The organism is uncultured Campylobacter sp., from assembly GCF_938039245.1.
GTDB lineage: Bacteria > Campylobacterota > Campylobacteria > Campylobacterales > Campylobacteraceae > Campylobacter_A.
In genome coordinates this window covers 1-24,256 of record NZ_CALHVN010000005.1, presented here as the reverse complement: position 1 = coordinate 24,256, position 24,256 = coordinate 1, and the positions used below count along the sequence as shown (strand labels likewise).

22 protein-coding genes are annotated in these 24,256 nt (G+C 45.2%); 12 read left to right on the top strand and 10 right to left on the bottom strand.

Features of this window, described 5'->3' with window-relative positions; genetic code table 11:
• Positions 1–34: 34 nt before the first annotated feature.
• The gene (gene argH, locus Q0218_RS01350) at positions 35–1,432 is read right to left on the bottom strand and encodes an argininosuccinate lyase (RefSeq protein WP_297965543.1); all 1,398 of its coding nucleotides are present in this window, start codon (positions 1,430–1,432) and stop codon (positions 35–37) included.
• 108 nt (positions 1,433–1,540) lie between these two features.
• Here argH and Q0218_RS01345 point away from each other — a divergent pair, with 108 nt between their 5' ends.
• From Q0218_RS01345 to Q0218_RS01325, 5 genes are all read left to right on the top strand, one after another.
• A complete protein-coding gene (locus Q0218_RS01345) occupies positions 1,541–1,972 on the top strand; it encodes a cupin domain-containing protein (protein WP_122874257.1) in 432 nt (143 codons plus the stop codon).
• 88 nt (positions 1,973–2,060) lie between these two features.
• Positions 2,061–2,183: a hypothetical protein gene (locus Q0218_RS01340; RefSeq protein ID WP_277418951.1), complete on the top strand. Its 123-nt coding sequence runs from the start codon at positions 2,061–2,063 to the stop codon at positions 2,181–2,183.
• A gap of 137 nt (positions 2,184–2,320) precedes the next feature.
• Positions 2,321–2,899, top strand: coding sequence for an NAD(P)H-dependent oxidoreductase (locus tag Q0218_RS01335; RefSeq protein WP_297965542.1), 579 nt, complete (start codon positions 2,321–2,323; stop codon positions 2,897–2,899).
• Between the two features lie 113 nt (positions 2,900–3,012).
• Positions 3,013–3,336 (top strand): hypothetical protein, encoded by a 324-nt coding sequence (locus Q0218_RS01330; protein ID WP_297965541.1) that lies wholly within the window; start codon positions 3,013–3,015, stop codon positions 3,334–3,336.
• 575 nt (positions 3,337–3,911) lie between these two features.
• Complete coding sequence (locus Q0218_RS01325; protein ID WP_295141034.1) at positions 3,912–4,457, top strand: YceI family protein; 546 nt, start codon at positions 3,912–3,914, stop codon at positions 4,455–4,457.
• Between the two features lie 257 nt (positions 4,458–4,714).
• Here the strand turns inward: Q0218_RS01325 and Q0218_RS01320 are convergent, their stop codons facing one another.
• Positions 4,715–6,871 carry an STT3 domain-containing protein gene (locus Q0218_RS01320; RefSeq protein WP_297965540.1) on the bottom strand — a complete coding sequence of 719 codons (2,157 nt, stop codon included), beginning with the start codon at positions 6,869–6,871 and terminating at the stop codon, positions 4,715–4,717.
• Positions 6,872–7,093: 222 nt separating this feature from the next.
• Between Q0218_RS01320 and Q0218_RS01315 the strand changes: the two genes are divergently transcribed.
• From Q0218_RS01315 to Q0218_RS01285, 7 genes are all read left to right on the top strand, one after another.
• Positions 7,094–7,552 carry a molybdate transport repressor gene (locus tag Q0218_RS01315; RefSeq protein WP_297965539.1) on the top strand — a complete coding sequence of 153 codons (459 nt, stop codon included), beginning with the start codon at positions 7,094–7,096 and terminating at the stop codon, positions 7,550–7,552.
• A 238-nt stretch (positions 7,553–7,790) separates the two neighbouring features.
• On the top strand, positions 7,791–9,140 hold the full coding sequence (locus tag Q0218_RS01310) for a hypothetical protein (RefSeq protein ID WP_297965538.1): 1,350 nt from the start codon (positions 7,791–7,793) through the stop codon (positions 9,138–9,140).
• Between the two features lies 1 nt (position 9,141).
• Complete coding sequence (locus Q0218_RS01305; protein WP_297965537.1) at positions 9,142–9,561, top strand: YcfL family protein; 420 nt, start codon at positions 9,142–9,144, stop codon at positions 9,559–9,561.
• Positions 9,562–9,571: 10 nt separating this feature from the next.
• A complete protein-coding gene (lpoB, locus tag Q0218_RS01300) occupies positions 9,572–10,183 on the top strand; it encodes a penicillin-binding protein activator LpoB (RefSeq protein ID WP_297965536.1) in 612 nt (203 codons plus the stop codon).
• A gap of 13 nt (positions 10,184–10,196) precedes the next feature.
• Positions 10,197–11,582, top strand: coding sequence for a hypothetical protein (locus Q0218_RS01295; protein WP_297965535.1), 1,386 nt, complete (start codon positions 10,197–10,199; stop codon positions 11,580–11,582).
• A 9-nt stretch (positions 11,583–11,591) separates the two neighbouring features.
• Positions 11,592–12,833, top strand: a complete 1,242-nt coding sequence (locus tag Q0218_RS01290; RefSeq protein WP_297965534.1) for a CsgG/HfaB family protein — start codon at positions 11,592–11,594, stop codon at positions 12,831–12,833.
• A gap of 151 nt (positions 12,834–12,984) precedes the next feature.
• Complete coding sequence (locus tag Q0218_RS01285; RefSeq protein WP_297965533.1) at positions 12,985–13,107, top strand: hypothetical protein; 123 nt, start codon at positions 12,985–12,987, stop codon at positions 13,105–13,107.
• A gap of 14 nt (positions 13,108–13,121) precedes the next feature.
• On the opposite strand, the gene Q0218_RS01280 is transcribed toward Q0218_RS01285, so the two are convergent.
• From Q0218_RS01280 to Q0218_RS01245, 8 genes are all read right to left on the bottom strand, one after another.
• Positions 13,122–14,018 carry an NTF2 fold immunity protein gene (locus tag Q0218_RS01280; RefSeq protein WP_297965532.1) on the bottom strand — a complete coding sequence of 299 codons (897 nt, stop codon included), beginning with the start codon at positions 14,016–14,018 and terminating at the stop codon, positions 13,122–13,124.
• A gap of 172 nt (positions 14,019–14,190) precedes the next feature.
• The gene (locus Q0218_RS01275; RefSeq protein ID WP_297965531.1) at positions 14,191–15,357 is read right to left on the bottom strand and encodes a multidrug effflux MFS transporter; all 1,167 of its coding nucleotides are present in this window, start codon (positions 15,355–15,357) and stop codon (positions 14,191–14,193) included.
• 535 nt (positions 15,358–15,892) lie between these two features.
• Positions 15,893–17,104, bottom strand: a complete 1,212-nt coding sequence (locus Q0218_RS01270; protein WP_297965530.1) for a saccharopine dehydrogenase family protein — start codon at positions 17,102–17,104, stop codon at positions 15,893–15,895.
• Between the two features lie 45 nt (positions 17,105–17,149).
• Positions 17,150–19,930 (bottom strand): AAA domain-containing protein, encoded by a 2,781-nt coding sequence (locus Q0218_RS01265; protein WP_297965529.1) that lies wholly within the window; start codon positions 19,928–19,930, stop codon positions 17,150–17,152.
• Between the two features lie 282 nt (positions 19,931–20,212).
• Positions 20,213–21,319 carry an NnrS family protein gene (locus tag Q0218_RS01260; protein WP_297965528.1) on the bottom strand — a complete coding sequence of 369 codons (1,107 nt, stop codon included), beginning with the start codon at positions 21,317–21,319 and terminating at the stop codon, positions 20,213–20,215.
• Positions 21,312–22,001 (bottom strand): ATP-binding cassette domain-containing protein, encoded by a 690-nt coding sequence (locus Q0218_RS01255; RefSeq protein WP_297965527.1) that lies wholly within the window; start codon positions 21,999–22,001, stop codon positions 21,312–21,314. The genes Q0218_RS01260 and Q0218_RS01255 overlap by 8 nt, the downstream gene beginning before the upstream one ends.
• Positions 22,002–22,007: 6 nt before the next feature.
• Positions 22,008–22,805 carry an ABC transporter permease subunit gene (locus Q0218_RS01250; RefSeq protein WP_297965526.1) on the bottom strand — a complete coding sequence of 266 codons (798 nt, stop codon included), beginning with the start codon at positions 22,803–22,805 and terminating at the stop codon, positions 22,008–22,010.
• Positions 22,802–23,764, bottom strand: a complete 963-nt coding sequence (locus Q0218_RS01245; RefSeq protein ID WP_295143826.1) for an ABC transporter substrate-binding protein — start codon at positions 23,762–23,764, stop codon at positions 22,802–22,804. Before Q0218_RS01245 ends, Q0218_RS01250 begins: the two co-directional genes overlap by 4 nt.
• Between the last annotated feature and the right edge of the window lie 492 nt (positions 23,765–24,256).

Below are 24,256 nucleotides of genomic sequence, written 5' to 3'. Positions count from 1 at the left end.
TAAATTTTTGCCTTTTGACGGCAAATTTTAAAATTTATTTATCTTTCAGCCACTCGTTTAAAATTTCAATCTGTGCCGCCACGCTCTCGTTTGCAGTTCCGCCCTGCGACTTGCGCGCCTCTTTGGAAGCGTTTAGATCAAGAAATTTAACCGCACCCGCGTCCAGGCTTTCATCCACGCTTGCAAGCTGCTGCGCGTTTAGCTCGCTCAAATCTAAACCTAAATTTTCCGCATACGCCACAGCCTTGCCCGTGATGAAGTGCGCCTGGCGAAACGGCACGTTTTTCTCCCGCACGAGATAATCAGCCAGATCGGTCGCCGTGAGGTGCCCGCGGCGCGTCATCGCTAGCATATTTTGCTCGTTAAATTTAGCCGTTTTTAGCATCTGTTTTAAAATTCCAAGGCTCGCAAGAGCGGTGGCGACGCTATCAAAAACTCCCTCCTTGTCCTCTTGCATGTCCTTGTTGTATGCTAGCGGCAAGCCCTTCATTACCGTTAGCAGCGCGACGAGATTGCCGTTTACGCGCCCCGTTTTGCCGCGGATGAGTTCGGCGACGTCGGGGTTTTTCTTCTGCGGCATGATCGAGCTGCCCGTGCTGTACGCGTCGCTGATCGTGATGAATCCAAACTCCTGCGAGCTCCACAAGATGAGCTCCTCGCACAGGCGTGACGCATGCGTCATCAGCACGCTTACGTTAAACAAAATCTCCAGCGCGAAATCGCGGTCGCTGACGCTATCCATCGCATTTGGCGTTACTCCCGCAAACCCAAGCTCTCGCGCGACGAGCTCGCGGTTTATAGGATGCGGCGTGCCGGCAAGCGCGGCGGAGCCCAGCGGACAGAGGTTGTTTCGCTCGCGCGAGCTAGTAAAGCGCTCGTAGTCGCGGCGAAACATAAACGCGTAAGCTAGCAGATGATAGGCAAGGCTCACGGGCTGGGCGTGCTGAAGGTGCGTGTAGCCTGGCATCAGCGTGTCCGCGTGCTTGCTAGCGATATCTCGTAGCGCAGCGACTAGCTCGCGGATTTTTTCGGAGATCTCGACACCGCTTTTAAGCACGTAGAGGCGAAAATCAAGCGCGACCTGATCGTTTCTGCTGCGCGCGGTGTGTAGCCTGCCGCCAAGATCGCTTCCGATGAGCTCGCTTAGGCGCTTTTCGACCGCCATATGAATGTCCTCGTCGGCGGTTTTAAACTCAAATTTACCGCTTTTTATCTCCTCAAACACGGCGTCAAGCCCCGCGACGATCTTTTCGCTCTCCTCAGGCTTTAAAATCCCGCAGGCGCCGAGCATCCGAGCGTGCGCCTTGCTGCCCGCGATGTCCTCCTGCCAAAGCGCCCTATCAAAGCCGATCGAGGCGTTAAACTCCTCCAAAAGCTCGCTACTCTCACCGCTAAACCTACCCGACCACATTTTTTTTGGATTTTCTTGCATCGTTTTTCCTTTTTGCGCTAAATTTTGGCTTTGATTTTAGCTCAAATCCACTTAAATTTCACGCCGTATTCACTCTGCACGGCTAAAATGAACGAAAAAGGAGCAAAAATGAAAAAGCGAATTTATCACGTAAGCGAGGTCGCAAAGAGCGGAGAAAAGGCGAGAAAAACGATATTTTGCGAGACGGACGCCACTAGCTGCGCGGTCTGGGTCGTGCGAGCCGGCCAAGAAGTCGCGGTGCACGCACACACTAAAAGCGACGACGTGTGGGTGTGCTTGCAAGGCGAGGGCGTGTTTTATCTTAGCAAAGAGGGTACGAGCGAGGCCGAAAAGACGGCGGGCGGACTTTTGGATAACGGCGAGCAGGTAAATTTTAAGAGTGAGCGACCCGCTAAATACAGGCAAGTCTCGGTCAAAAAGGGCGATGTGGTGATCTCGGCTAAGGGCGAGTGCCACGGCATGAAAAACACCGGCAAGGAGGATTTTATCTTTATCAGCGTTATCACGCCGTTGCCCGCTGATTACGTGGCGCTGGGGTAAATTTAAGCTAGCAAGAGTGGGGCTTATCGCGTGGGAAATGAAAATTTGTAGCATTTTAGGTATTTGTTGATTTTTGCTGCGTGTAAATTTGACAAAAGCACATAGCGGCGAAATTTTAAAAATTTACGGCAGCAAGCTAAATTTGACGCCGATAAATAACGCTGAAGCGATCGCGGTGCACGGCGATAAATTTGAAATTTTAGGACGCTAAACTGCGGCGCGAAAGTAAAATTTAGCAATAAGCGCTTTGTAAAATTTACGCTTGCGTTCGCATATAAGGCGCAAGGCAGAATTTAAATTTAGATGCGGTAAGCCGCTAACGAATAAATTTAATCAAAAGGATAAAAGATGAAAATACTACTTATCAACGGCGGAGCGCCGTTTAACGGCAATGGCGGCAAGCTAAGCAAAACCTTGCACGAGCTAGCCAAAAATACGCTGGAAGCCCTAGGGCACGAAACGCGCGAAACTACGATACATGAGGGCTACGACCTAGAGGGCGAGGTAGAGAAATTTCTATGGATGGATGCCGTGATCTGGCAGATGCCCGCGTGGTGGATGGGCGAGCCTTGGGTCGTTAAAAAATATATCGACGAGGTGTTTATGAGCGGCATGGGCAAGATAGTGGCAAACGACGGACGGCACAGCGCGAGTCCAAACGACGGATACGGCACCGGCGGCCTGATAAAGGGCAAATCACATATGCTAAGCGTCACGTGGAATGCGCCGCTTCAGGCGTTTAACAAGCCAGGTGATTTTTTCGAGGGCGTAGGCGTGGACGGCGTTTATTTGCATTTCCATAAAGCCAACGAGTTTTTAGGCACGAAAAGGCTGCCTACTTTTATGTGCAACGACGTCATTAAAAATCCCGACATCAAGCGTTTTACGAGGGATTACGAAGCGCATTTAAAAAAGGTTTTTGGCTGATTGCGGCAGGCTAGCGCATAGTTCGCTCGTTTGCGAAGCTAAATTTAACCGCCTTTGCTTTTAAATTCGGCTTGGGACAAACGGCAAATTTAATCGCAATAAAAAGGAAAAATATGGCTTACCCGTTACTAGGCACGAAAATAGTGATAGACGAAGATAAGGTTTTACGAGAGAAAAAGTATAAGCTAGACGTAATATACGAATATTTAGACAAGCTTGCCCAGCAGTGCGATTTGATTAGGATTGATAAAAACACATTCCACGCGAAAGGCAATGAAAAAGATTTGGAGAGTCTAGGAATATTTATGTGTATATATGCAGTAGAAAATGAATGGCTAACTAAAAATATAAAAGAATGGATTTGGATAGACGAGGTTGAGGGCAACGAAGATATGGTGGCAAAATTTAAGAAGGAAAAAATAGGAGTTTGGGAGTAAACGGCAAACGACGTATTCGCAAAAACGCCCGTATGTTAGTATTTACGCGCCTTTTAGCTTGCGCTTTGTAGGCTATTTGCGCCGCTTACGCGAAGCTTAAATTCGCCCTTAAATTTTAAAAATTTAAAACGCAAATAACGTCATTTGCGAGTTTATCGTCTCGTTTACGAAGCCCTCTTTACAAAAATGCGCGAGCATCGCCTCTACGTCTTTGACGCCGTATTTTAGCGCGTTTATATCAAGGTGCCGACAGACGTTTTCCAGCGTCTAGACCGCGTCTTGCTTAACGGCTCTGGTTTGCTAAATTTTCTTGCTAAATTTCGCGCCGCGTGCCCTAAGCCGCTCTTCAAGCTTGCTATAAAGCATAAAATTCGCCGTTTTTGCCGTACCTTTCAAAAAACGGCTCTGATAAATCGCTCGTTCCAGGCGCCTAGCCGAGGTAAATTTTGCATCTCCTAGGCGTGCCGAAACGAAAGCGGGTAAAAATGGCAACTTTAAGCTTCGTTTGAAGTTTTAGATTATATAATTGCTGGCTTAATGATAGCAGTTATTAATCTTAATCTTAAGGAGAACGGATGAGAAAAATCGTTTCTGGCGCGTTAATCGCCTCTTTATTTGCGGCTTCGGCATTTGCTTTTAGCGTAGAGGGCGAGCCTAACGTAAAATTCGTCGGCTACAAACTGGCAAATAAAACAGGCGTTGAAGGTACGTTTAAAGAACTAGGCTTTAAAAGCGCGGAAAATGCTAATTTCGCGGATTTTTTAAAGAGCTTTGAATTTAACATCGATCCAAAAAACATAAATACAAAGCTTCCCGACCGAGATAAACGTATCGGCATAATCTTCGACGGCAACGCAATCGCGGCTAAAATCGTATCGGCTAGCGGCGACGATAAGGCCGGCGAAATAGAAGTCGAAGTAAGCGTAAAAGGAAATAGTAAAACCTACAAAACGCAGTATACGGTCGAAGGCGGCACGCTAAAAGCTAAAATCGGCGTCGATCTTTTAGCCGATCTAAAACTAGACGAGACTTTTGCTAAATTTGCAACCGCAGCCAAAGCGTTTCACGGCGGCAAAAGCTATCCGGACGTAGAAATCTCGCTGGAAGCTAAAATAAAATAATCCTCAAATTCGGCGCAGCATAGAGGCGGGGCTAAGCCCATTTGCGCCGAATTTATCTCTAAAACGCAAATATCTTAAAAGCGCGCCAGAGTTTAAGGCAAATTCTGATGTTGTGATACTGCGGCACAAAAGCCGGCTATATTAATTTACGCCAAGCAATAAAACAGGGCCGCTTAAATAATCGCTACCGAATTCTTAGTAAGAGATAAATTTAGCCTCGCTAGCCGCCGGAACTACGAGGCTAAACCAGGCTTTGTTTATTTTAGTAGTTTGTAAATTTTTGCTTTATTGCCCAGATAAACCTGCTCAAATAGATTTTTATCGTGATTATCCAGCAAAAACATCTGCACGAAGGCTGAATCGTAAGCCTTTTGATCTAAAATCAAAATCCTCTCGTAATCGGCCAAAAATAAGACGTGGATATCCGCGCTTTCGTCCAGCTTTTTGTCGTTTTTTACGAGGTTGCCGTCCACGCCTCTGGCTATATGATGATGGGAATTTATTTTTACCTCTTTGCCGTTATGTAGCAGATACGGACTATCGATACTAGGTGACGTCCAGCCGCCGCCTAGGTCTAGCTTGCCGTCAGTTTCTATAGTAAACTGATAGCCGACGTGTACCGTTCTATCCAGCCGCTCCTCGCCCGTAGCGATATTTATGGAGGTAAATTTTAAGATAGCGGGTAGCATGTCTATTATCTCCGGCACGAAGTAATAATAAACGTCTCTCGTTTTTTTAGGAAGCTTAAAATTTGCGTCATTTAGAGATTTTAAAAATTTATTTATATCTTTTTCGCCGTAGTCTTTTTCCGCTCTTAATAATAATGAACCGGGCTTTTCATCTAGACTTTTTTCGATGTATTCTACGCTTAGTCTTGCCATGTTAGCCGAAGCGGTTTGATTTTCATTTAGCATAAAGGCCGATAAAAAAGCGTATTCGCCTATCTGTCTGCTACCGGGATCTGAGACCACTTTGACGTCGGCATAATATCTAATCAAATATCCAAAATCCCACCAAGATACGGCATAATCCTCTCTACTAACCTTATCTTTTAACTGCACTAAAGGTGCGATAGAACTCTTAAAAAGCGTAGGCGGAACGAGAAATCTATATATATAATCGACATTAGGCGTTAAGGCTAGGCATGCTAGCAAAACGGTCATGGCGTTTTTAAGCCATCTTCTGATACCGAAATACTCAAATGTAAAATATATGAAATAAGCAAACCCCAGTGCGGCAACGGGCGTAATATACATAGCAAACCTAACCCCTGCGACAAACGATAAAAACCCGAGCGCCGCCATAGGAAGAGCTAGGATAAAGGAGCGAAATTTAATAACCAGCAAAACAAGACCCGCCATAGAAACTATAAAGGTAATAACGTTTCCGGCCGCATATATAGCAAAGGTGTTAAAAGATATGTTAGCCGCCTCGATGACGGTCTTTCTGGTGCTATAAAAATAAAGCGTCTCTAAATTTCCTCCTACGTTTTTATTGATATAAACGTCAAGCACATATAAAACCGGCTCAAATCCGCCAAAGCTCACAAATAAAATCGCTACGAATAAGCCCGCGCCGATAACGGCCTTTTTGCCTAAAGAAGCGGAAGCTTTCGCCATAAAAAAATATAACGCCGCTACAAGAACGACTTTTAGGGCCAAAACGTAATTAACGATCATTTCGCCTTCGCTGCGATAATCAAATCTAATAAGAGCGACCGCCATCAGTATCGCCGCTTTATAGTTTACGTCGTTTCGCCTATCTGCTACTAGCGTATATAGTAAAAACGTAACCAAAAGGCTTAAATTTAACGAATACGAGCTAACGTACCACCAAGAATAAAGCGCAGTAAAAACGGCCGGCAAAAATATATCTTTATTAGAGCGGCTTTTTACGAGTTTGATTAAAGACCAAACCGTTAGCACGGGCAGGGTTATGTTTAGCATATCGCTATCAAAATATCCGCCCATGGTCCTTATATAGTACCCGGGCGCCGAAACGGCTAGCAAAGACGCTACGACGCCAACGCTTAGCATTTTGTATTCTCTTGATATTAAGATGACGGGCACCGCTAGCAAAGGAGCTAAAAATATACTCAAATAAAATGCAATAGTATCTACGTTAGATGATAAAATATTGCTTATTAAAAACGTTAGCGTCGGGATGGATGCGCCGTATGGACTAAGGTCGCCTTTTTGATGAAAACCCGCTAACATATCGCGCGCGCCCTCTGCGTTGGCAAACGCGTCGTTAGTAGTTAGCAGCGGCACGCCGTTAAGCCAAAACTCGTCCATACCAGACGCCCAAACGACCCAATAAAGCCTACATATCACGCCGAATATATAAACCAGCGTCATAACTAAAAAAATATCTCTGCGAGAATACTCGCCGCTAAAAACCGTGTTTTGTTGCATTTACGTCCTTAAATTTACCCGCGCAAAGCAAACTAGCCGCATTGCCAGATCATTTTTTATTTAATTCACGTTTATTATAGCAAAAATTACGCCGATTTTAACGCCGACATAAAATTTAGCCGCGGATACCGCTTTTTAAGCGCTAAATTTACGCTTGCGTTTAGCGCTTTAATATCCGTATTTACGCCACCGTTTGGTATAATTTGCAAAAAAGGAGCAAAGATGACGATAAAAGAAAATAAAAAAGGCGCGGTAAGCGCGCTATTTTTGGCGGTTGCGCTATTTTGCGCTGGTTTTGCGGGATATTTTTACTACGGGATAGGCGGGACCGGCATTTTTACGATGGCCGTTGCCGTGATCTGCGCGGTTTTTTGCGTAAAAAAGATATTTCAAGTTAGTTTTTTGCGTATCGATAGCGACGGATTTTTAGTGCAAAAAGGCGGTAAAAACGCCAAATTTTACTTTAAAGATATCAAGCAAATCAGCATCCGCGAGATAGACGCCAAGCGCAAAATAGACGTTTTAAACGTAAAATTTAAAAAAGGCGGGCTAGACCGCGAGCTAGCATACGGTCTCATGCAGCCTACCGGCGATGATGACGCCGTGATATACGACAAATACGAGCTCTCAAAGCACGAGATTTTTAAAATTTTAAAGCAGAAATTTGAAAAGCAAAACTAGGACGCAAATTTATGCCTCTAAAATCGGCAAAAATTTTTCTTGACGGGCGAGGGGATTTGCTTTTATTATATTAAATCTTTATTTTAATTTCTACGCAAGATAATGTTTTAAAGATTTTGCGATTTTGCTTAATATTCATTTAATATCACTTGATGTAATATTACGCAAGTATTACTGAAATCTAAATCCAGGGGGCAAGATGAGGAGTTTTAAACGTCTATTTATCAAAAGATGCGTTATGGGCTGTATTATTTTCGTATCGTTTGTAGGCTGTGCGGCGGTAACCGGTCATCAAGACGGTATCGCGGCTTATTCTAAAAAATTTGCCGACGGAGTTTGCGACGTAACGGAACAAAAAAATAAGATCGCAAAAAGCGACGATGCCGTACTTTCGGCAAATCAAGCAGGTGCGTTGCTTAGACAATGCGGGGACTTTAACGCTAGCGTTTATTATTTTGACGTAGCCGAGTCAAAATATAAAGAAGATATAGACGAAAAAGGCGCGCTATCTGCGGTAGGAGCAGAGATAGGTTCGGCTTTGGTAAATGAAAATACGCTTGATTACGAGGGGTATTATTATGAGCGTGTTATGACCAATATTTATAAATCGTTAGACTTTATGTCTATGAAAGATTACGATAGCGCCAGAGTGGAGCTAAACAGGGCCATAGATAGGCAAAGGCGAGCTAAAGATATGTATGCCCAGCAACTGCAAAAGGCTAAAGACGAGCTGGAAAAAGACGCCAAGGTAGAGCAAAACGATCAAAAATCTCAAAACGACTCGCAAATTTCGGCGATACTATCCTCATACGAGAGTTCGATAGGCGATTTTAGAGCCTTGCCTAATTTTATAAATCCGTTTACTTCGTATTTAGCCGGTATATTTTTCTTTATGGACGGCAACTACGAAAAATCTCGAGATTTACTAAAAGAAACCCTGCTGATGGATAGTAAAAATCCGCAAGTTAGAAAAGATATGGCACTGATAGATAGCTACTTTTCTAAAAACGGACATAAAAATCTCTCTAAATACGTTTGGGTCATATACGAAAACGGCCAAACCATCGCTAGAAAAGAGCTCAGATACGATATACCGCTTTTTATCGCCACCATGCACGTGCCTCACGTAGGCATAGCCTTGCCGACGCTGGATCAAAGCGCCAGTTCGTATGAATTTATAAAAGTAAACGGCGAGCCTACGACCCGGATAGCCGATATGGACGCTGTGGTAAGAACCGAATTTAAAGACCAAATGCCCGTTCGCGTAACCAGAACCGTAGCAAGGGCGATAACCAAAGCGGCGCTTAGCTACGGAGCTAGAGAAGCAGCCGGAGATATAGGAACGATAGCGGCCGGTTTATATTCGGCGATTACCAATAAATCGGACGTCAGATACTGGAGTACTCTGCCGCGCGACTTTCAAAGCCTAAGAGTCGAGAATAAAGGGCAAATTTTACAAATCGTAACAAACGACGCAAAGCCTGTTAAAAATATAACCCTAAAAGAGGGACTAAATGCTATCATCTATATAAAATCTCTAACGCCTGGTAATATTAGCCTAAACGAAATTTACTATGAAAGGAAATAAAATGAAAAAATTTGCGCTTTTTGCGCTTAGCTTATTGCTTATAGGTTGCTCGTCAAAAGAGCCTAAAGCAAGCCCGCACCTAGATATCGAGGATAACTCGGTAAATAGCTTTTTATTGCTACAAAGCCTAAACGACCGCTTCACTAACGGCGGCATGATGGAGGTCGAGGCTAGGTTTAAAAACGAATCGTCTTTTAATAAAGACCTGCTTTATAAGGTAGATTGGTTTGATAAAGACGGCTTTTTAATCACAAACATAACTACGAAATGGAAAAGAGTAGTCGTGCAGAGCAAAAGGGATTTTAACGTTAGAGCCGTTTCGCCTAGCGATAAAGCGGTTAACTACAAGCTACGCATAACGACCCCGGATAGCGACGATAAAGATATCAAGACCATAAATAGATACGAATTTAAAAACTAAGGAGTAAATAATGAAAAAGACTTTATTTTCCGTAGCCATCATAGCTGCGATATTTAGCGGATGCGCTACGAGCGGCTATATGCAAAACGGCTCTAAAGTAAAAGACGCAGAGCCTATAACGATGGGTATAGATCATACCGACTTTGAAAAGGCTGCAAGCGACGCCGTAGAAAGCCTGCTATCTAGCGGATCTCTAGAAAGACCAGGTGGCGGACGTTACGTTGTAGCTATGGGCAAGGTTATAAACGACACGACCCAGCGCATCGATACGGCTTTACTAACCAAAAAAATCCGCATCGCTATGCTAAAAAGTGGTAAAGCAGTAATAACTACCGCAGTCGCCGCTGGAGGAGCAGAGGATACGATGTCTCACGACGTAAGAGAGCTTAGGGAAAACGACGAATTCGCCCAAAATACGATCGCTAAAAAAGGCACACTACTAGCTCCTGATATGAGCTTATCAGGCAAGATAATACAGCGAAATATAAAAACTACGGACAATAAACAGCTAGTGGAGTATTATTTTCAGCTTACTTTGACTCAGTTGCAAACCGGTCTAGCATTCTGGGAAGACGAGATAAATATAAATAAAATCGGTTCAAACAAAAGCGTAAGCTGGTAACTAAAGGAAAAATATGAATATCAAATTTTTAAGTTTGGCGGTAGCTGCGGCTTTGACGTTAAATTTAAGTTATGCGCAAGAAGCAAATGAACAAAGCGAGCAACTAGAGAGCATAGACGATCAAAAGATATCCCAAACGGTAAACGACGCACAAAAACCTAAAAAAGAAAATATGCAAAAGCTACTAAGCGATGCCGAAAAAGAACTAAAGCAAAAAGCTAAGAAAAACGGCATAAAAGCAACCGTCTACAAACAAACGGCGTCTATAGATGTAGGAACCGACGATCCGCAGTATTATGATTATCTAACTAGCGCTTATAATCAAGCTATTTTAGAGCTAAAAGCTCAGGTCGCGTTGTCAAAGGCCGGTAGTGTCGCCGTTAAAGAAGCTTATAGCTACTATAATAAAACCGTACCGGATACGATTTTGCAAGATGAGTTAAAAAAGGAATCGGACGAAAGATTAACCCAAATGCAAGCCGAACAAGATATGGACGGAGTGTTTGGCATGGTATTTGGTATAATCTCTAAAGCCGTACAAGATAAGCCGGAGGCGGAGAAAAAAAGGCTAGAGGTCGAGGTAACTAAAGATATATTTAACAAAGCTTATTCAGACGGCTTTGTTAAAAGCGGCTTTGATAGCATAGAAGGTCTTGTGCCGTATGCAAATTTTATCGTTACTAAAGATAACGGTGAAATCGAGATAGGCGTATTAGCTTACACTACGGAAAAATCCATCCAATTAGCAAGGGATTTAAAACAAGGCAGACAATCCAAAAAGACGGAAAATAAAGAGCAATGTAAAGATCCTACGGAAGTAGCCAATGCGCTTAGCGACGAAGAGCTTTTAAGCACCTTTGGATTGAAATATTTCTACAACGAAAACTGCCGCCCTAGTTTACTAGCTTACGGTATGGATTCTTTTATTAAAGAAGAAGGAATGAACGCAGACTACCGAAAGGAAAGCAGCGAAAGAGCTCGCGGTATGGCGGATAAATTTATGTCTAATTTTTTAAATTCTAACGTCAATGCCTTTATCAAGGACACTAAGGTGCAGCAAAAAACCGTACAGGCCATGATAAAGGCTGCGAGAGAAAACGACGTTACGAACTATAATGCGCCGGAAAAGAAAAAAACAAATGCCATCATAAAAGAGATGTCGCAGGAATTTAGTAGTTCATCGTCTATGAATTTACGCGGCATCGAAGACGTAAGAAGTTGGAGCGTGGATAAAGACGACTACGAGGTCGTGGGCGTAATTAGATATTACTCAAGAGATAGTATTGAGGCGGCGAATGAAAAATTTAACCCAAAAACTCAAACTAACGAGAAAAAAAGTAATAAAAAAGCGACTCCCGGAGTCAAGAAAAGCAATAATCTAAGCGTAGACGATTTTTAGGCGGCGGTCATGAAAAAGATAATTTTTGCTTTTACTCTTTTCGTATCTTTGCTAAATGCCGAAGTTATAACGAAAACCAATGTAAGCACCGCTAACGGCGAAGGTTACGGGGCCAGCTACGACGAGGCTTTAAGTAAAGCTCTAGCCGATGCCGTCGGTAGGATGAACGGCGTAAAGCTAAGCGCTAGTACTTTTATGCTGACAAGTTCGATCCAAGACGGTAAAGATAGGGATTTTGAAAAAATTTATAGCGATCAAATTTCAAAGCAAACCGGCGGGAGATTCGACTCGTATGAGGTTTTAAAAAACGTAAGAACTCCGGACGGCTATAACGTTGCCGTAGAGATCAAAAAAACCAGCGTCTCAAAAAAATATAAAACTCCCGGCCTTGATCCGAATAATCGCCGCAGGCTAGCGGTTATGCCGGGATACGTATCGGATTTTTCGTTTGATGTAAACGGGGAATACAAAAGCAGTATCCGAGTCGCGGACGACATAACTCGCTCTTTGGTAACGGCGATAACCAAGACGCGTAAATTTACGGTTTTAGACAGGGAAAACGGCGATGCGTATTACCGAGAAAAAGCCGTACTTAGCAGCGGTAATGCCGCAAAAGAGGAGCTTTTGAAACTAGGAAACGTGCTGGGCGCGGATTATCTCTTGGTTTTTGATTTGGAGGAATTTAGCCTTAGCGAAGGCAAGGCAAGCACCATAACTACGGGCAAGGCAAGCGGCAAAAAGGCTAGCGCGCGTATCCACTACAGAGTGCTAGCTATGGCGACTAGGCAGGTTAAATTTTCAAACGATTTAGCCGCTAGTTTTAGCGTCAAAGGCGACCATGCCTACGCCCTAGCCGTCCAAGACATAGCAAAAGCCGTAACCGATGAAATCATAGCTAGCATCTATCCGCTAAAAATCTCTAGCGTCTCCGGCGATGAGATACTTATCGCGCAAAATTTAAGGCAAGGAGACGTTTATGAGGTGTATTCTCTAGGTCAAACGGTAATCGACCCGTACACCAAAGAAGTCGTCGGAAAAGAAGAGACCATGACCGCTAAGGCCGAGGTTACGCGCGTGACGTCCAAGATGAGCTATCTAAAGCTAGTCTCAGGCAGCGCTAAGGCCGGCGATATCTGCCGCCTAGTCCAAGGCTCTAATATCGGCTCGCCAAAGGTCGGTACCGATGCCGGCGGACGCGAAGATAACGTAGTTAAACAAACCGCAGGCGGCGGAGTAGTTTTACCTTTTTAGGTCAAATTCGGCCGGTTTTGCTTATTAACCGGCCTATTTTGCAAGGAGGCAAATTTATAAAACAAACGGGCGTTTGTGCAGTCCGTAAACTCGACGTTTTAAACGTAAAATTTAAAAAGGCGGGCTAGACCGCGAGCTAGCATACGGCCTCATGCAGCCTACCGGCGATGACGACGCCGTAATATACGACAAATACAAGCTCTCAAAGCACGAGGTTTTTAAAATTTTAAAGCAGAAATTTGAGACGCCAGACGCCAAAAAGCGCCCGAGTTAAACCGCCTAGCGTATTTATAACCCGCAGTTTTTCCAGCCGCCGTCCATGTCTTGCTGCTTATCTACGAGCCAGCGTCCGTCCTTGCGTATGAGCAAAAAACGCCGCGCAAAACCGTAACCGTCTTTGGCATAGACGTAAAATTTATTTTTCGTTTCGCTCTCAACGTCCGTTAGCTCGTATCCACCGTAGGTGCCGCCGTCTGCTTGCGAAAACCAGACGAACTCGCGGCGATAACCGCTACGCTTAGCAGGCGTGCAGTACCGAGCAAAGAGCTCATCAAGCCTGCGCCTCGCCTCGTCTTTATTTTCGCCATAAGCCTTGCAGGCGGCAAATTTTTCCCACTCGCTCATAGCCGCGAAAAACTCCAAAAGCGCGCTTTGCGCCGCAGCGGCATCCTGCGGATCCGGCCTGTTTTTGCTACTTTGGAAATCTCTTTGCGCTTGCTCAAATTTAGCGATCTGATCCTTGCTAAAGCGTTCGCCGCCGATATGAAATAGAATTTTTGCGTCCGCTACGGCTAGTAGCCCAGCAAAACTCACGCGCGTATCTACGATGCGTAAAGATTTTAGGCTAGGGATTTGCGCGATCGCCTTTAATCCTTCGTCGGTGATGCCGACGTTTTGGATGTCGATGTGCTTTAGCTTGGCGTGCCGCGCAAAGTATCTAAAGCCTTCGCCGCTTATTTTTTCGCTATTTTCTAAAGATAGATACGAAAGCTTAGGCAACCGGGCTAAATACTCAAGCGACGCATCCGTGATAGCCGTAGCCGCAAAGCCCATATTTACAAGGTCTTTTACCTCGCAGATACGGCGCACCATCTCATCGTTTAGCGCGACGTTTTCGTAGCGATAACCCTTGCAGTATCGCGAGCTTACCGCATCTAGGGCTTCTTGCATCGTGATTTGCTTCATATTTTCTCCTAAATTTAGCTTGGATTTTAACATACGGGCTTAAATTTGAGGATAAATTTTACGGCAGATAAAAAGCGAAATTTGACCTAGCCGCCGTAAAATTTGATTTTGGCTTTTGCGACCCAAATTTGCGAATTTGACCGAAATTTGAGTCAAACCCGCAAGGCTAAATTTATTTATTAAAATACGCCGCGAGCGCGCTTAGCCAAACAAACAGAGCTATTATCCAAGACATCGTCCACGGCGTACCCGCAGAAAACGCCGCAAGCATCGCCGAGGAGAGGATGCCGCTACCGTATTGCAGCGAGCCGATGAGCGCAGCGGCCGAGCCTTTCATCTCCTGCGGCACGCTATCAAGAGCGGCGGCATTGGAACAAGAAGCTATAATGCCGTTCATGCTAAAAACGAAAAACATCGGGATTATCACGCCAAGAACTCCGCCCGTTTTGAAAAACGCAAACGCAAACAACACGCTGGCAGCAAGCGCGGCAACGAGCGTGGAGACTATGAGCAGGCGGTTTAGCGCATAGCGCTTTATCAGCTTTTTGTTTACGAAACTTAGCGCCATGACGCCCACGATGTTTATGCCGAATAAAAATCCGTAGTATTTGCTAGGAATGCCGAAATAATCGATATATACAAACGACGAGCCAGTGATAAAGGCATAGGCGGCTACGTAGAAAAACGTCACGCTAAGAGTGTAGCGCATAAATTTGGCGTCTTGTAATAATCTTAGATAGTTTCTAAAAGACGATACGATGGGCTTTGTGGAGCGCTTTTGCGGCGGCAAGGTCTCTGGCAGAGAAAAAATCATCGCAAACATAACCGCGCTAGCTAGCGCCATCAGCCAAAATATCCCATGCCAAGAGCCAAACTCCAATATCGCGCCGCCCAATAACGGACCCGCTATCGGCGCTATCGCCATGATGATAACTAGCGTAGAGAGCATCTGCGCGGCCTGCGAGCTACCGAAAGGATCGCTAATCATCGCCCTGCTTAGCATCGGTCCTACGCATGCGCCCAAAGCCTGAAACACGCGCCAGAACACGACGCTGGCCATAGTGTCCGACATCGCACATCCTACTGATCCGATCGCAAAGAGCGCCATACCGATGAAAAGCGGGATTTTACGCCCAATCCTATCGCTGATAGGCCCCCAGATGAGCTGCGCGATAGCAAAGCCGATCAAAAAGCCCGTTATCGTGAGCTCCGAGTCTCCGTGCAGCTGCCGCTCCATCGTAGGCATAGCAGGCAGATATACGTCCGTAGATAGCGATGTGCACGCCATAAGCGCGCTTAGCACGACTAAAAAGGATAGTGAAGTTTTTGAAGAGTTCAAATTTTTCCTTTTGTTGTTATTTGGGTGGGCGCAGAGTTTGCGCGACTGGAGATTGAGAGTTTTAATTTTACTCAAATTTGCATTGATAAAATCTGCGCGATTATAGCTAAATTTAAACGCTTTTCGGTGTGGAAGTTTAAATTAAATTTGATGTAAAATTTGAATGTAAGCGGTGCAAAATTTAAACTAGAAATTTAAATACGGTAGAGCAAGGCGCGGTATTTTTGCCTTAATCAAGACGGATTTAAATTTTATGACGGAAGCGTATATGAAATACGTGACCGAGTAAAATTTAAATGCAAGATTATAAGGCGAAGTATCGTGAGATGATTTTAAATGTTTTCTACGTCGCTATGCTCGTAGCTAAATAGAAGAAGTGAATTTCGTCCCAAGATTAAATTTAATAAAAATCAGGTGAAGTATTTTTCGCTTAGACGAGGCGGTTTTAAATTTTGTGACGGGAATTACCGAGTGGGTAATGACCGAGCAAAATTTAAAACCAACGAAGTATAAGTAGAAAAAGACGAGCCTAAATTTAGACTTCGTATCTTTCCCCTGGCTTCATTTCGATGATCTCCCACGGCAAGCCCTGCTTATTTAGCTCATCCATGAAAGGCTTAGCGTCGAAATTTTCCATGTTAAAGACGCCTTTGCCGCTCCAGATGCCCTTTGCCACCATCATCGAGCCGATCATCGCAGGTACGCCCGTCGTGTAGCTAACGGCCTGCGCGCCCGTCTCGGCGTAGCAAGCCTCGTGGTCGCAGACGTTGTAGATGTAGACTTGGCGCTCTTTGCCGTCCTTGAGCCCGCGTATCACGCAGCCGATGTTGGTTTTGCCCTTCGTGCGAGGGCCGAGGCTCGCTGGATCAGGTAGTAGAGTTTTTAGAAACTGTATCGGCACGATTTTTACGCCGTTATGCCCGACCTCGTCGATACGTAGCATGCCGACGTTTTCTAGGCATTTCATGTGAGTTAGGTAGCTTTGTCCAAAGGTCATGAAAAAGCGGATTCGCTTTAGCCCTTTGATGTTTTTTACTAAGCTTTCAAGCTCCTCGTGATAGAGCAGGTAGCTATCTTTGACGCCCACTTTCGGATAGTCCCATTTAAACATTATTTCCATCGGCTCGGTCTCTTTCCACTCGCCGCTCTCCCAGTAGCGGCCCTTTGCGCTTACTTCGCGCAGGTTGATTTCAGGGTTGAAATTCGTCGCGAACGGGTAGCCGTGATCGCCTGCGTTGCAGTCTAGGATGTCGATCTCGTGAATCTCGTCAAAGAGATTTTGCTGTGCATAAGCGCAAAATACATTGGTCACTCCCGGATCAAAGCCGCTTCCCAGCAGCGCCATCGTGTTTGCGGCTTTAAACTCGCCGTCCTTCGCCCATTGCAGCTTATACTCAAATTTCGCGGTATCGGGGTGCTCGTAGTTTGCGGTGTCGATGTAGGGGATGCCGGCGCGAGAGCACGCGTCCATAAGGGTTAGGTCTTGATACGGCAGCGCGACGTTTAAAAGCAAATCAGCGCCCATTTTTTTGATGAGCGCGACCACGGCGTCCGTATCGTCCGCGTCGATCTGGGCAGTGTCGATAACGACGCCTAGGCGGTCTTTGATAAATTTAGCGATCGCGTCGCACTTGCTTTTGGTGCGGCTAGCAAGGGTGATCTTGCTAAAAACGTCCGCGTTCATCGCGCATTTTACGGTCGCGACTTGGCTCACGCCGCCCGCGCCTATGATTAAGATATTTGACATTTAAGCTCCTTTAAATTTTAAATTATGATTTTATCGCTATTTCGTTTAAATTTCTCTAGCCGCAACGCTAAAATAGTTTAATCCGCCCCATGCGTCCTTGTCGCCGACGATATAGATATACTCTTTGGCGCGCGTTAGAGCTACGTTTAGTAAATTCGGCTTTGCCGACGCCCATGCCCTTGCGCCCGCGCTAGCTCCGCCTAGGATAAAGATAACGACTTTGGCTTCTTGACCTTGCATGGTGTGGATGGTGTTTGCCCTGATTCGTATCTTGCCTTGTTTTTGCAAGGCCGCGCTTTGCTTTACGACGTCGGTAAACGGCGTTATGATTTTTATATGTTCGCTCGCGTTTGCGCCGATTAGCGTTTTTAGCGATTCGTAAATTTGATCCGCTGCCGCCAGCTCAGCCTCGCTGCCGTTGCCGCTCCAAACGCTCGTTTTTATATCTATCCAGCAGCTTGCCGCTTTGGCGAGCGAGTTTTTATTTTTGCCTTTACCCCAGACCATAGCGCCGTCGTACGTCGTCTCGTTTGCGACGTTAAACATAGGATTATCGCAGCGTCTATGCACGATGAGCGGCGAGCCGACCCAGGTTTGACCGATATAAGCGCCTATTTTTTGAGTTTTATCCGCGCATGCTTGCAGCGAAGTTGTCGCTACGTTAAACTCCCTAGACGCCCCGGTATAGCCAAGCAGCACGTCGTTTAAATTTTCGGGAAGAGTTACTACCGGTTCTAGTTGCAACGGGTCGCCTACTATTACCGCCGTTTTGGAGCAATATAGCGCGCCTACGGCGTTTGAGATATTTGCCTGACCCGACTCGTCTACTAGTAAAAGCCCGATATCGTTTTCGCCAAAATCGCTAAAAAACCGCCCAAAAGAGGCAAACGTCGAGCTAATGACGGGAACGACGAAAAATAGCGATTTTAAAATTTCCCTTGCCTGCTCTTTCTTTTTAAATTTACCCAGATCGCAAAACGCCGCCAAATTTGCGCCCGATTTCGTCTTTTGCGACCAGATAGCGGCTTTATGTAAATTTAACGCTTTTATAAAGACGTTTATCCTAGCCTGCGCGACGGCGGTTTTTATACCGTTTTCCGCCATAAAAGGCGAGCTATTTTCGCGCTCTTCTTTACTCTGCTGCGCGCTTAGCGACTTTTGAGTAGAGAAATTTAGTAGCGCTAGTAGCGTATTTACGGTATTTAGCGCTTCGTTAAATTCTTTTTGCGCTAGTTTAAAATCATAGCTTTGTTTGCCGAATTTGAGTAAATTTACGAGCCCGTCGACCTTAAATTTATCGTTAAAGCTCGTTATCGCGCCTTGCGTTTTTAAGATGTCAAATTCCGGATGGTTTTGATTGATAAAAAAGTCGTTTAGGCAGTTTTCTTTAAAATCGCTTACGTTGCCGCTATTGCCTAGCGTGGCGCAGATTAGCCCCCAGGCAGGCTGCGAAATTTGGCTTTTTTGGCACTCTACCCAGGCGCCCGCCGATAGCAGCCTCGTAGCCTGCATCCTAAAATAATCAAGCTCGCCCAGATACGCCTTATCTACGCTATCAAGCTTAGGCAACTCCGCGCTTATGTTTTCTACGGCTTTATTATTGCACGAAGCCACGACGATCTCAAAGCCTTTTAGCTTGGGATTTAGCGGATAAAAGTCGGGATACTGGCTACCGTCTAGCTTAACGCCGCGCTCGAAAATTTCGTCTTCTTTTAGCGTAGATAAAACCTTTGCTCGCTCCACGATCACGCCTGCGACCACGTCTTTTAAGAGCGTCGTTTTGCCCGTGCCCGGAGGCCCGTTTACGCTATAAATGCCGCCTTTTTTCTCGTTAAAAAGCTTCATTATATTATTTACGGCGATTTGTTGCGAGTAAATTAGCATATATTCGCTAGCAAACGCGCCTAGCGAATAGTTTTTGGGTTCTAGCATCGAAAAAACGGTATCAAAATTCGCGCTATCTCTCATATCTACGCGCCCTATTTTTATATCGTTTTCGCCCGTTTCGTCAAAAATCGTTTGCAAATTTTTGTTACTTAAGCCCTCTTTTAGAGCCAGACTAATCTCGCCCAAATAAAAGCTATTAAGCAAGTCGCTGCTGTTTTTTACGCCGCTTTCTAGGCAGATATTTACGCGAAGATCGTCGCTTATTAACGGCGAATTTAACTGCTTTTTAAACTCGCCGTGGATAAATTTTACCATTTCGCTCAGACTTCGTTCGTTTTTGCCTAGCGCTTCTATCCGGGCTTTTATGCTATCTTTTAGAGCTTCGAAATTTTTATAATCTAAATTTTGCGGTTTGCTAAAATTTGCCGTCGCCCAAGGCGCGGTGGATAAAAATACGCTATTTAAATCAACGTTAAATCCGCTATTTTCGCCGCATACGGGTTCTAATTTTTTAGTATCTTGCTCGCTAAAATCGGGTTCGCTAACGAGCGTGCTTAATTTAACTTTTTCTTCTTTGTTTTTAACTGACAAATCGCCCGTAAATTTTATAAAATAAGTCGTGGCTTTTTGATTTTGACTTTGACGAAAATCGCTAGTTTGTAAATTCGGATTTTGTTTTATTATCTCGTTTGTTATCTCGTCCAGCTCGAAAATCCCGCCGTAAATTTCGATGCTTAATTTCCTTTTGTTTCCGCTTTTTGCAAGCTCCGAGGCGCTTTTCATTTGCTTTAAATAATGCCAAAAATCATCGGTAAATTTATCCGGCGTCGTTTCGTAGGCGTTTTTATATTTACTTTGTTCTTTGTTTAGTTTTTGTAGCGTTTGCGGATTTAGATATTCGCTTAAAAGCAGATAGTGCAGAGTGTTTCGTAGCGCCACGGCCGTTCCTTTCGTATTTTTGTCGCTAAAAAACGATTTTAGCGAAGTTAATATAAATTTTCGGTTTTAACGGCTATGATAACGCGAAAATTTAGAGGAATTCTGTGCGTAAAATTTTACTTTTTCGTTTGTCGATTTAATTGCTCGAAAAAGCCGCAAAATACAATACGGCTTTGCAAAGTAAATACGGCGATTTATTTTTATTCGGATGGTTAAATTCGGCATTATTTAGGCAAAATTCTACGGCGCTAAAATAAGCCGAATTTAATCCGTAAAATAAATCTATTCCGGATCGTCGCTAAACTCGTTATCTCTAAATATTTTATAAAAATCGGTAAACCAAAGCGCGAAGGCTACGGCGATAAAGGTCGCCGGCAGATGGATGTAAAACCCGCTCCAAACGTAAGCCAAAAAGCCCCTGCAAACGCCTGCGGCAATGACAAGCGCAAAGGCAATCTTGCTAAGGCGCAAAAACTCAAGCTCCTGCCCGCTGTGGCGCAGACCCGCGATGTTAAAGATAAGCATAATGCTAAAAATAATACCGTTTAGCGCGATGACGTGCAGCATGTTTGTCTCTAGCCCCAGCCCTAAAATCCCGCTCGCGCCGTAAAGGATATAACCCACGGCCAGCAAAAGCTGCATCAGGTAGTAGTAAACCACGAAGCTATGGCGCAAAAGCTCTTTGTAGTGCCACTCTTTTAGCTTGGCTAAAATCGCGCTACCGCAGGCTATCGCGGCGAAATTTACCGCCTTGCTGTCCTCAAAAAACAAGCTAACTAACAAAAACGCGCAAACGCTAACGATCGCGATGTTTTTATAAACGAAATTTGGCACAAAGGCCGCGTCTTGCATACCGGGCTCGCGGTTTAGCGCCTCTTTACCGAGCACGACGCTAACGCGAAAAGATATAAGCAAAATCGCAATCACGTGCAGGTGGATTTGTAAATTTAAAAATCTCTCCTCGCCGCTAAGCAGATAGTAAATCTCAAATCCCAAAATGCCGAGTAAAAATGCCAAAACGCCCAGCTGATCGTCGTTTCTATCAAGCCAGATCATATAAACGCAAAGCCCGGCCAGATACGCCCAAAAAAGCGCCATAAAAAAATGAGCCGCAAACAGGCTAAAAAACGCGCTAACAAAACTCGCCGCAAAAAACGAAAACATAAAGTAGGCATGCTTTTTTAGCCCTCCGCCAAAATTCGTCCAATCAGTTAGCCCCGTTAGCAAAAATCCCGCGTACGCAAGCGCTGCAACAAGGTGCAAAAAGATAAATTTATGCCAGCTAACGAAATCTACGGGCGTAAAAAATATCGCCCCGCCTAGCACTGCGCAAACCGCGCTCGTAAGGAAAAAAATTCTCATCGGATGGGTAAAAAAGTCGTTAATCATAATAAATTTTTCCTTTAAAATTTTCGTCTATCACGCCGCTAGCGTAGGCAAAATCTCGCTGCGAAAAGGCGCGGTCAAGCTCTAGTTCGCGCTCGATCACCGCGCCCTTGCTCGCTAAAAAGCAAATTTTACTAGACATCCTAGCCGCCTCCATCCTATCGTGAGTTACCAGCACTACGCTCATACCCTCCTCCACGCGGCGCGTGACGATACCTATCAGGATTTCTTTCATATCATAATCAAGACCCGAAAACGGCTCGTCCATCAGCAGTAAATCAGGCTTTGTCACGATCGCCCGCACGAAAGCAACCCTTTGGCGCATACCGCCGCTTAGCTCATCTGGGTACTTTAGCGCGTCTTTTTCCGTTAGTCCTAGTCTAGCAAAGAGCTCTAGCACGGCCTTTTCGTCAGGCTCATCCATCACGAGTAGCACGTTATCGAGCGCATTTTTCCACTCGAGCAGGCGATTTTCCTGAAAGAGATAGGTCGTTTTGTTAAATTTATTGATTATTTTACCTTTGCGCGGGTCGATGAGACCGGAGATAAGGCGTAGGATCGTGGTTTTACCGCAGCCGCTCGCGCCAAATAGCGTCACTACTTCGCCCGCACCGACCTTTAAACTAAAATCACGCACGACCTTGTCGCGTAAAATTTCGTATTCTAAATTTTGAAGTTCCAGCATAACAAACTACCTTTTCCACGGCATTAGCGTGATCTTTAGCGGCTCGATAACCAGATACTCAAAAAGCATAATGATAGCGATAGTAAGCACGACGTAGGCCATCACTTCGGTGGTATCTAGCATCACTCTAGCGCTTGCGATCTTAGCGCCCATACCGTCGTTTGCGCCCAGTAGCTCGCCCATTATGACGATCTTTACGCCCATGCCCACGGCGACGCTTAGAGAACTGATGATATGGCTGGTTAGGTGCGGAACGTATAGGTGGCGAATCTTTTTGCAAACGCCTAGTTTATAGGCGTCAAACATCTCCTTTAGCTCCTCGCTAACGCTCATCATGCCGACCATCGAGCTAGCAAAGGTTAGCGGCAAAACCGTGATAATGATCGTAAAGATAGTGCTCGCGTTTCCAAATCCGAACCAAAATATAGCTAGAACGATCCAAATAATAGGCGGCATAGAAAGCAGCGTCGTGATCACGGGCTTTAAAAACGCGGCAAAGCTTCTGTACGCTCCGGCAACCAGACCTAGCGTGATACCGATGGCACAGGCCGTACCGACTCCCACTAGCGAGCGCACGAGAGTGATGTTTATCTCGCTGTTTTTATAATCCGCCAAAAGCTCGTAAGCCCGCACGAAAACCGCCTCGGGCGCGGGGAGTAAAAACTCCCCTCCCAGCTCGCTGCCGATCTGCCAAAGCGCGATAATAAGCGCTATCGTCGCAAGTCCGCTAAAGCCGCCCCAAAGGTAGTCCGCGACCTTTAAAAACGCGCCGCGGTCTTTTTTGACGTTATCTATAAGTATCATAAAAATAGGCTCTTATCAGGCATTTTGCCGCCGAGCAGCTTTGGATTAAACTCGAAAATTTGCTCAAAAAACGCCATTACGTCGTCTTGTAGCTCATGCGCTTTTGTTACGGTCAAATTTGCCTTATCGAAAGCCCCGGCTAGCGCAGGCTCGGGCGCAGGCAGATACTCGGCACCGATTTTAGCCGCGCTTTGTTTGTTTTCTAGGATCCATTTTAGCGCACTTGTTAGATCGGCGTGCAGAGTTTCAAAAAGCGCGCGATTTGCTTCGTAGTAGTCCACGTTTACGATGATGCCCGCCATCGGGATGTACGGTTTAGCTCCAAAGCTCTCGCCCCAAGTTTTAGGAAAATCAAGCCCGTAATGCACAGCTACGCCCGCTTTTTTACCGCGCAAAATCGTCGCTTCGCTAAGAGGCTGCGGCACGATAAGCACGTCGTAGTCCTTTTGGATAAACAGCCCCACCGCTTCAGGCGGCGTCTGGGTATACGTGATATCAAGCTTGCTCGCGTCTATACCGCGTTTCTTGCAAAGCGCGCGTAGCACGAGATCGGGCATATCGTTTTTAAACGGCATTATGATTTTTTTGCCGACGAAGTCCTCTAGCGTCTTAATGTTTTCGTCCTTTATCATCGCGTTCATGACGCCAAGCGTGAGCAAATTTAACATCGCAAAATTTAAGCCCTGATTTCGCAGGTTCGCAGCGACGTTTGAGGGCGACATAGTGACCTTGATATCGCCGCTAGCCACGCCCGCGCGCAGGACGTCCGGAGTGTTCCAGATGCGCAGTTTCACGTCGTGCGTTTTAGCTAGCTCGCCTTGCATGCTTGCTACGGCCATTATTACGCTAGGGATCGCAGGCGCGCCCCACATCGTAAAGTTTTCCTTCGCAAAAAGGCTAGGAGCCATCGTAGTCGCGCCCAGCGCCGCGCCGAGTCCTAAAAATCCTCGTCTATTCATAACTTTCTCCTTGTATTAAGATTTTAAATTTTATTTCGTTTCGCTTTTGTTCACGGTTAAATTTGAGCTCAAATTTGCCGCGCTGTCCGCCAATTTTTACGCACCGCACCCTTTATAAATTCGGCTTTGCTCAAATTTGAACTTGCCGCATAGCCGAGTTCGTCGCGCGACTTTGTAAATTTAAACGCCAGCAAGATTACGTCGCGTTAAATTTGACTTTTACGCGCCGCCGAGCGCTTAAATTTAGCTTTGCGTTAAATTTGACCCACCCAGACCCGCACCGCAAAAATACTAAATTTACTCGAGGCAAATTTGAGCTTACCTCAACTTATTTTTGATAATTATATCCAAGATTTAAATATAAAACCTTGATTTAAATCTTGGTTTTTTATTGACTTGGTTCATTAAATTTAAGCTCTCAAATTTATTTTTTTCTTGGGTGGCGGAAGGGGTTTCTACTTACGAAGCGTCGCCCCTTCCGCCCCCAAACCC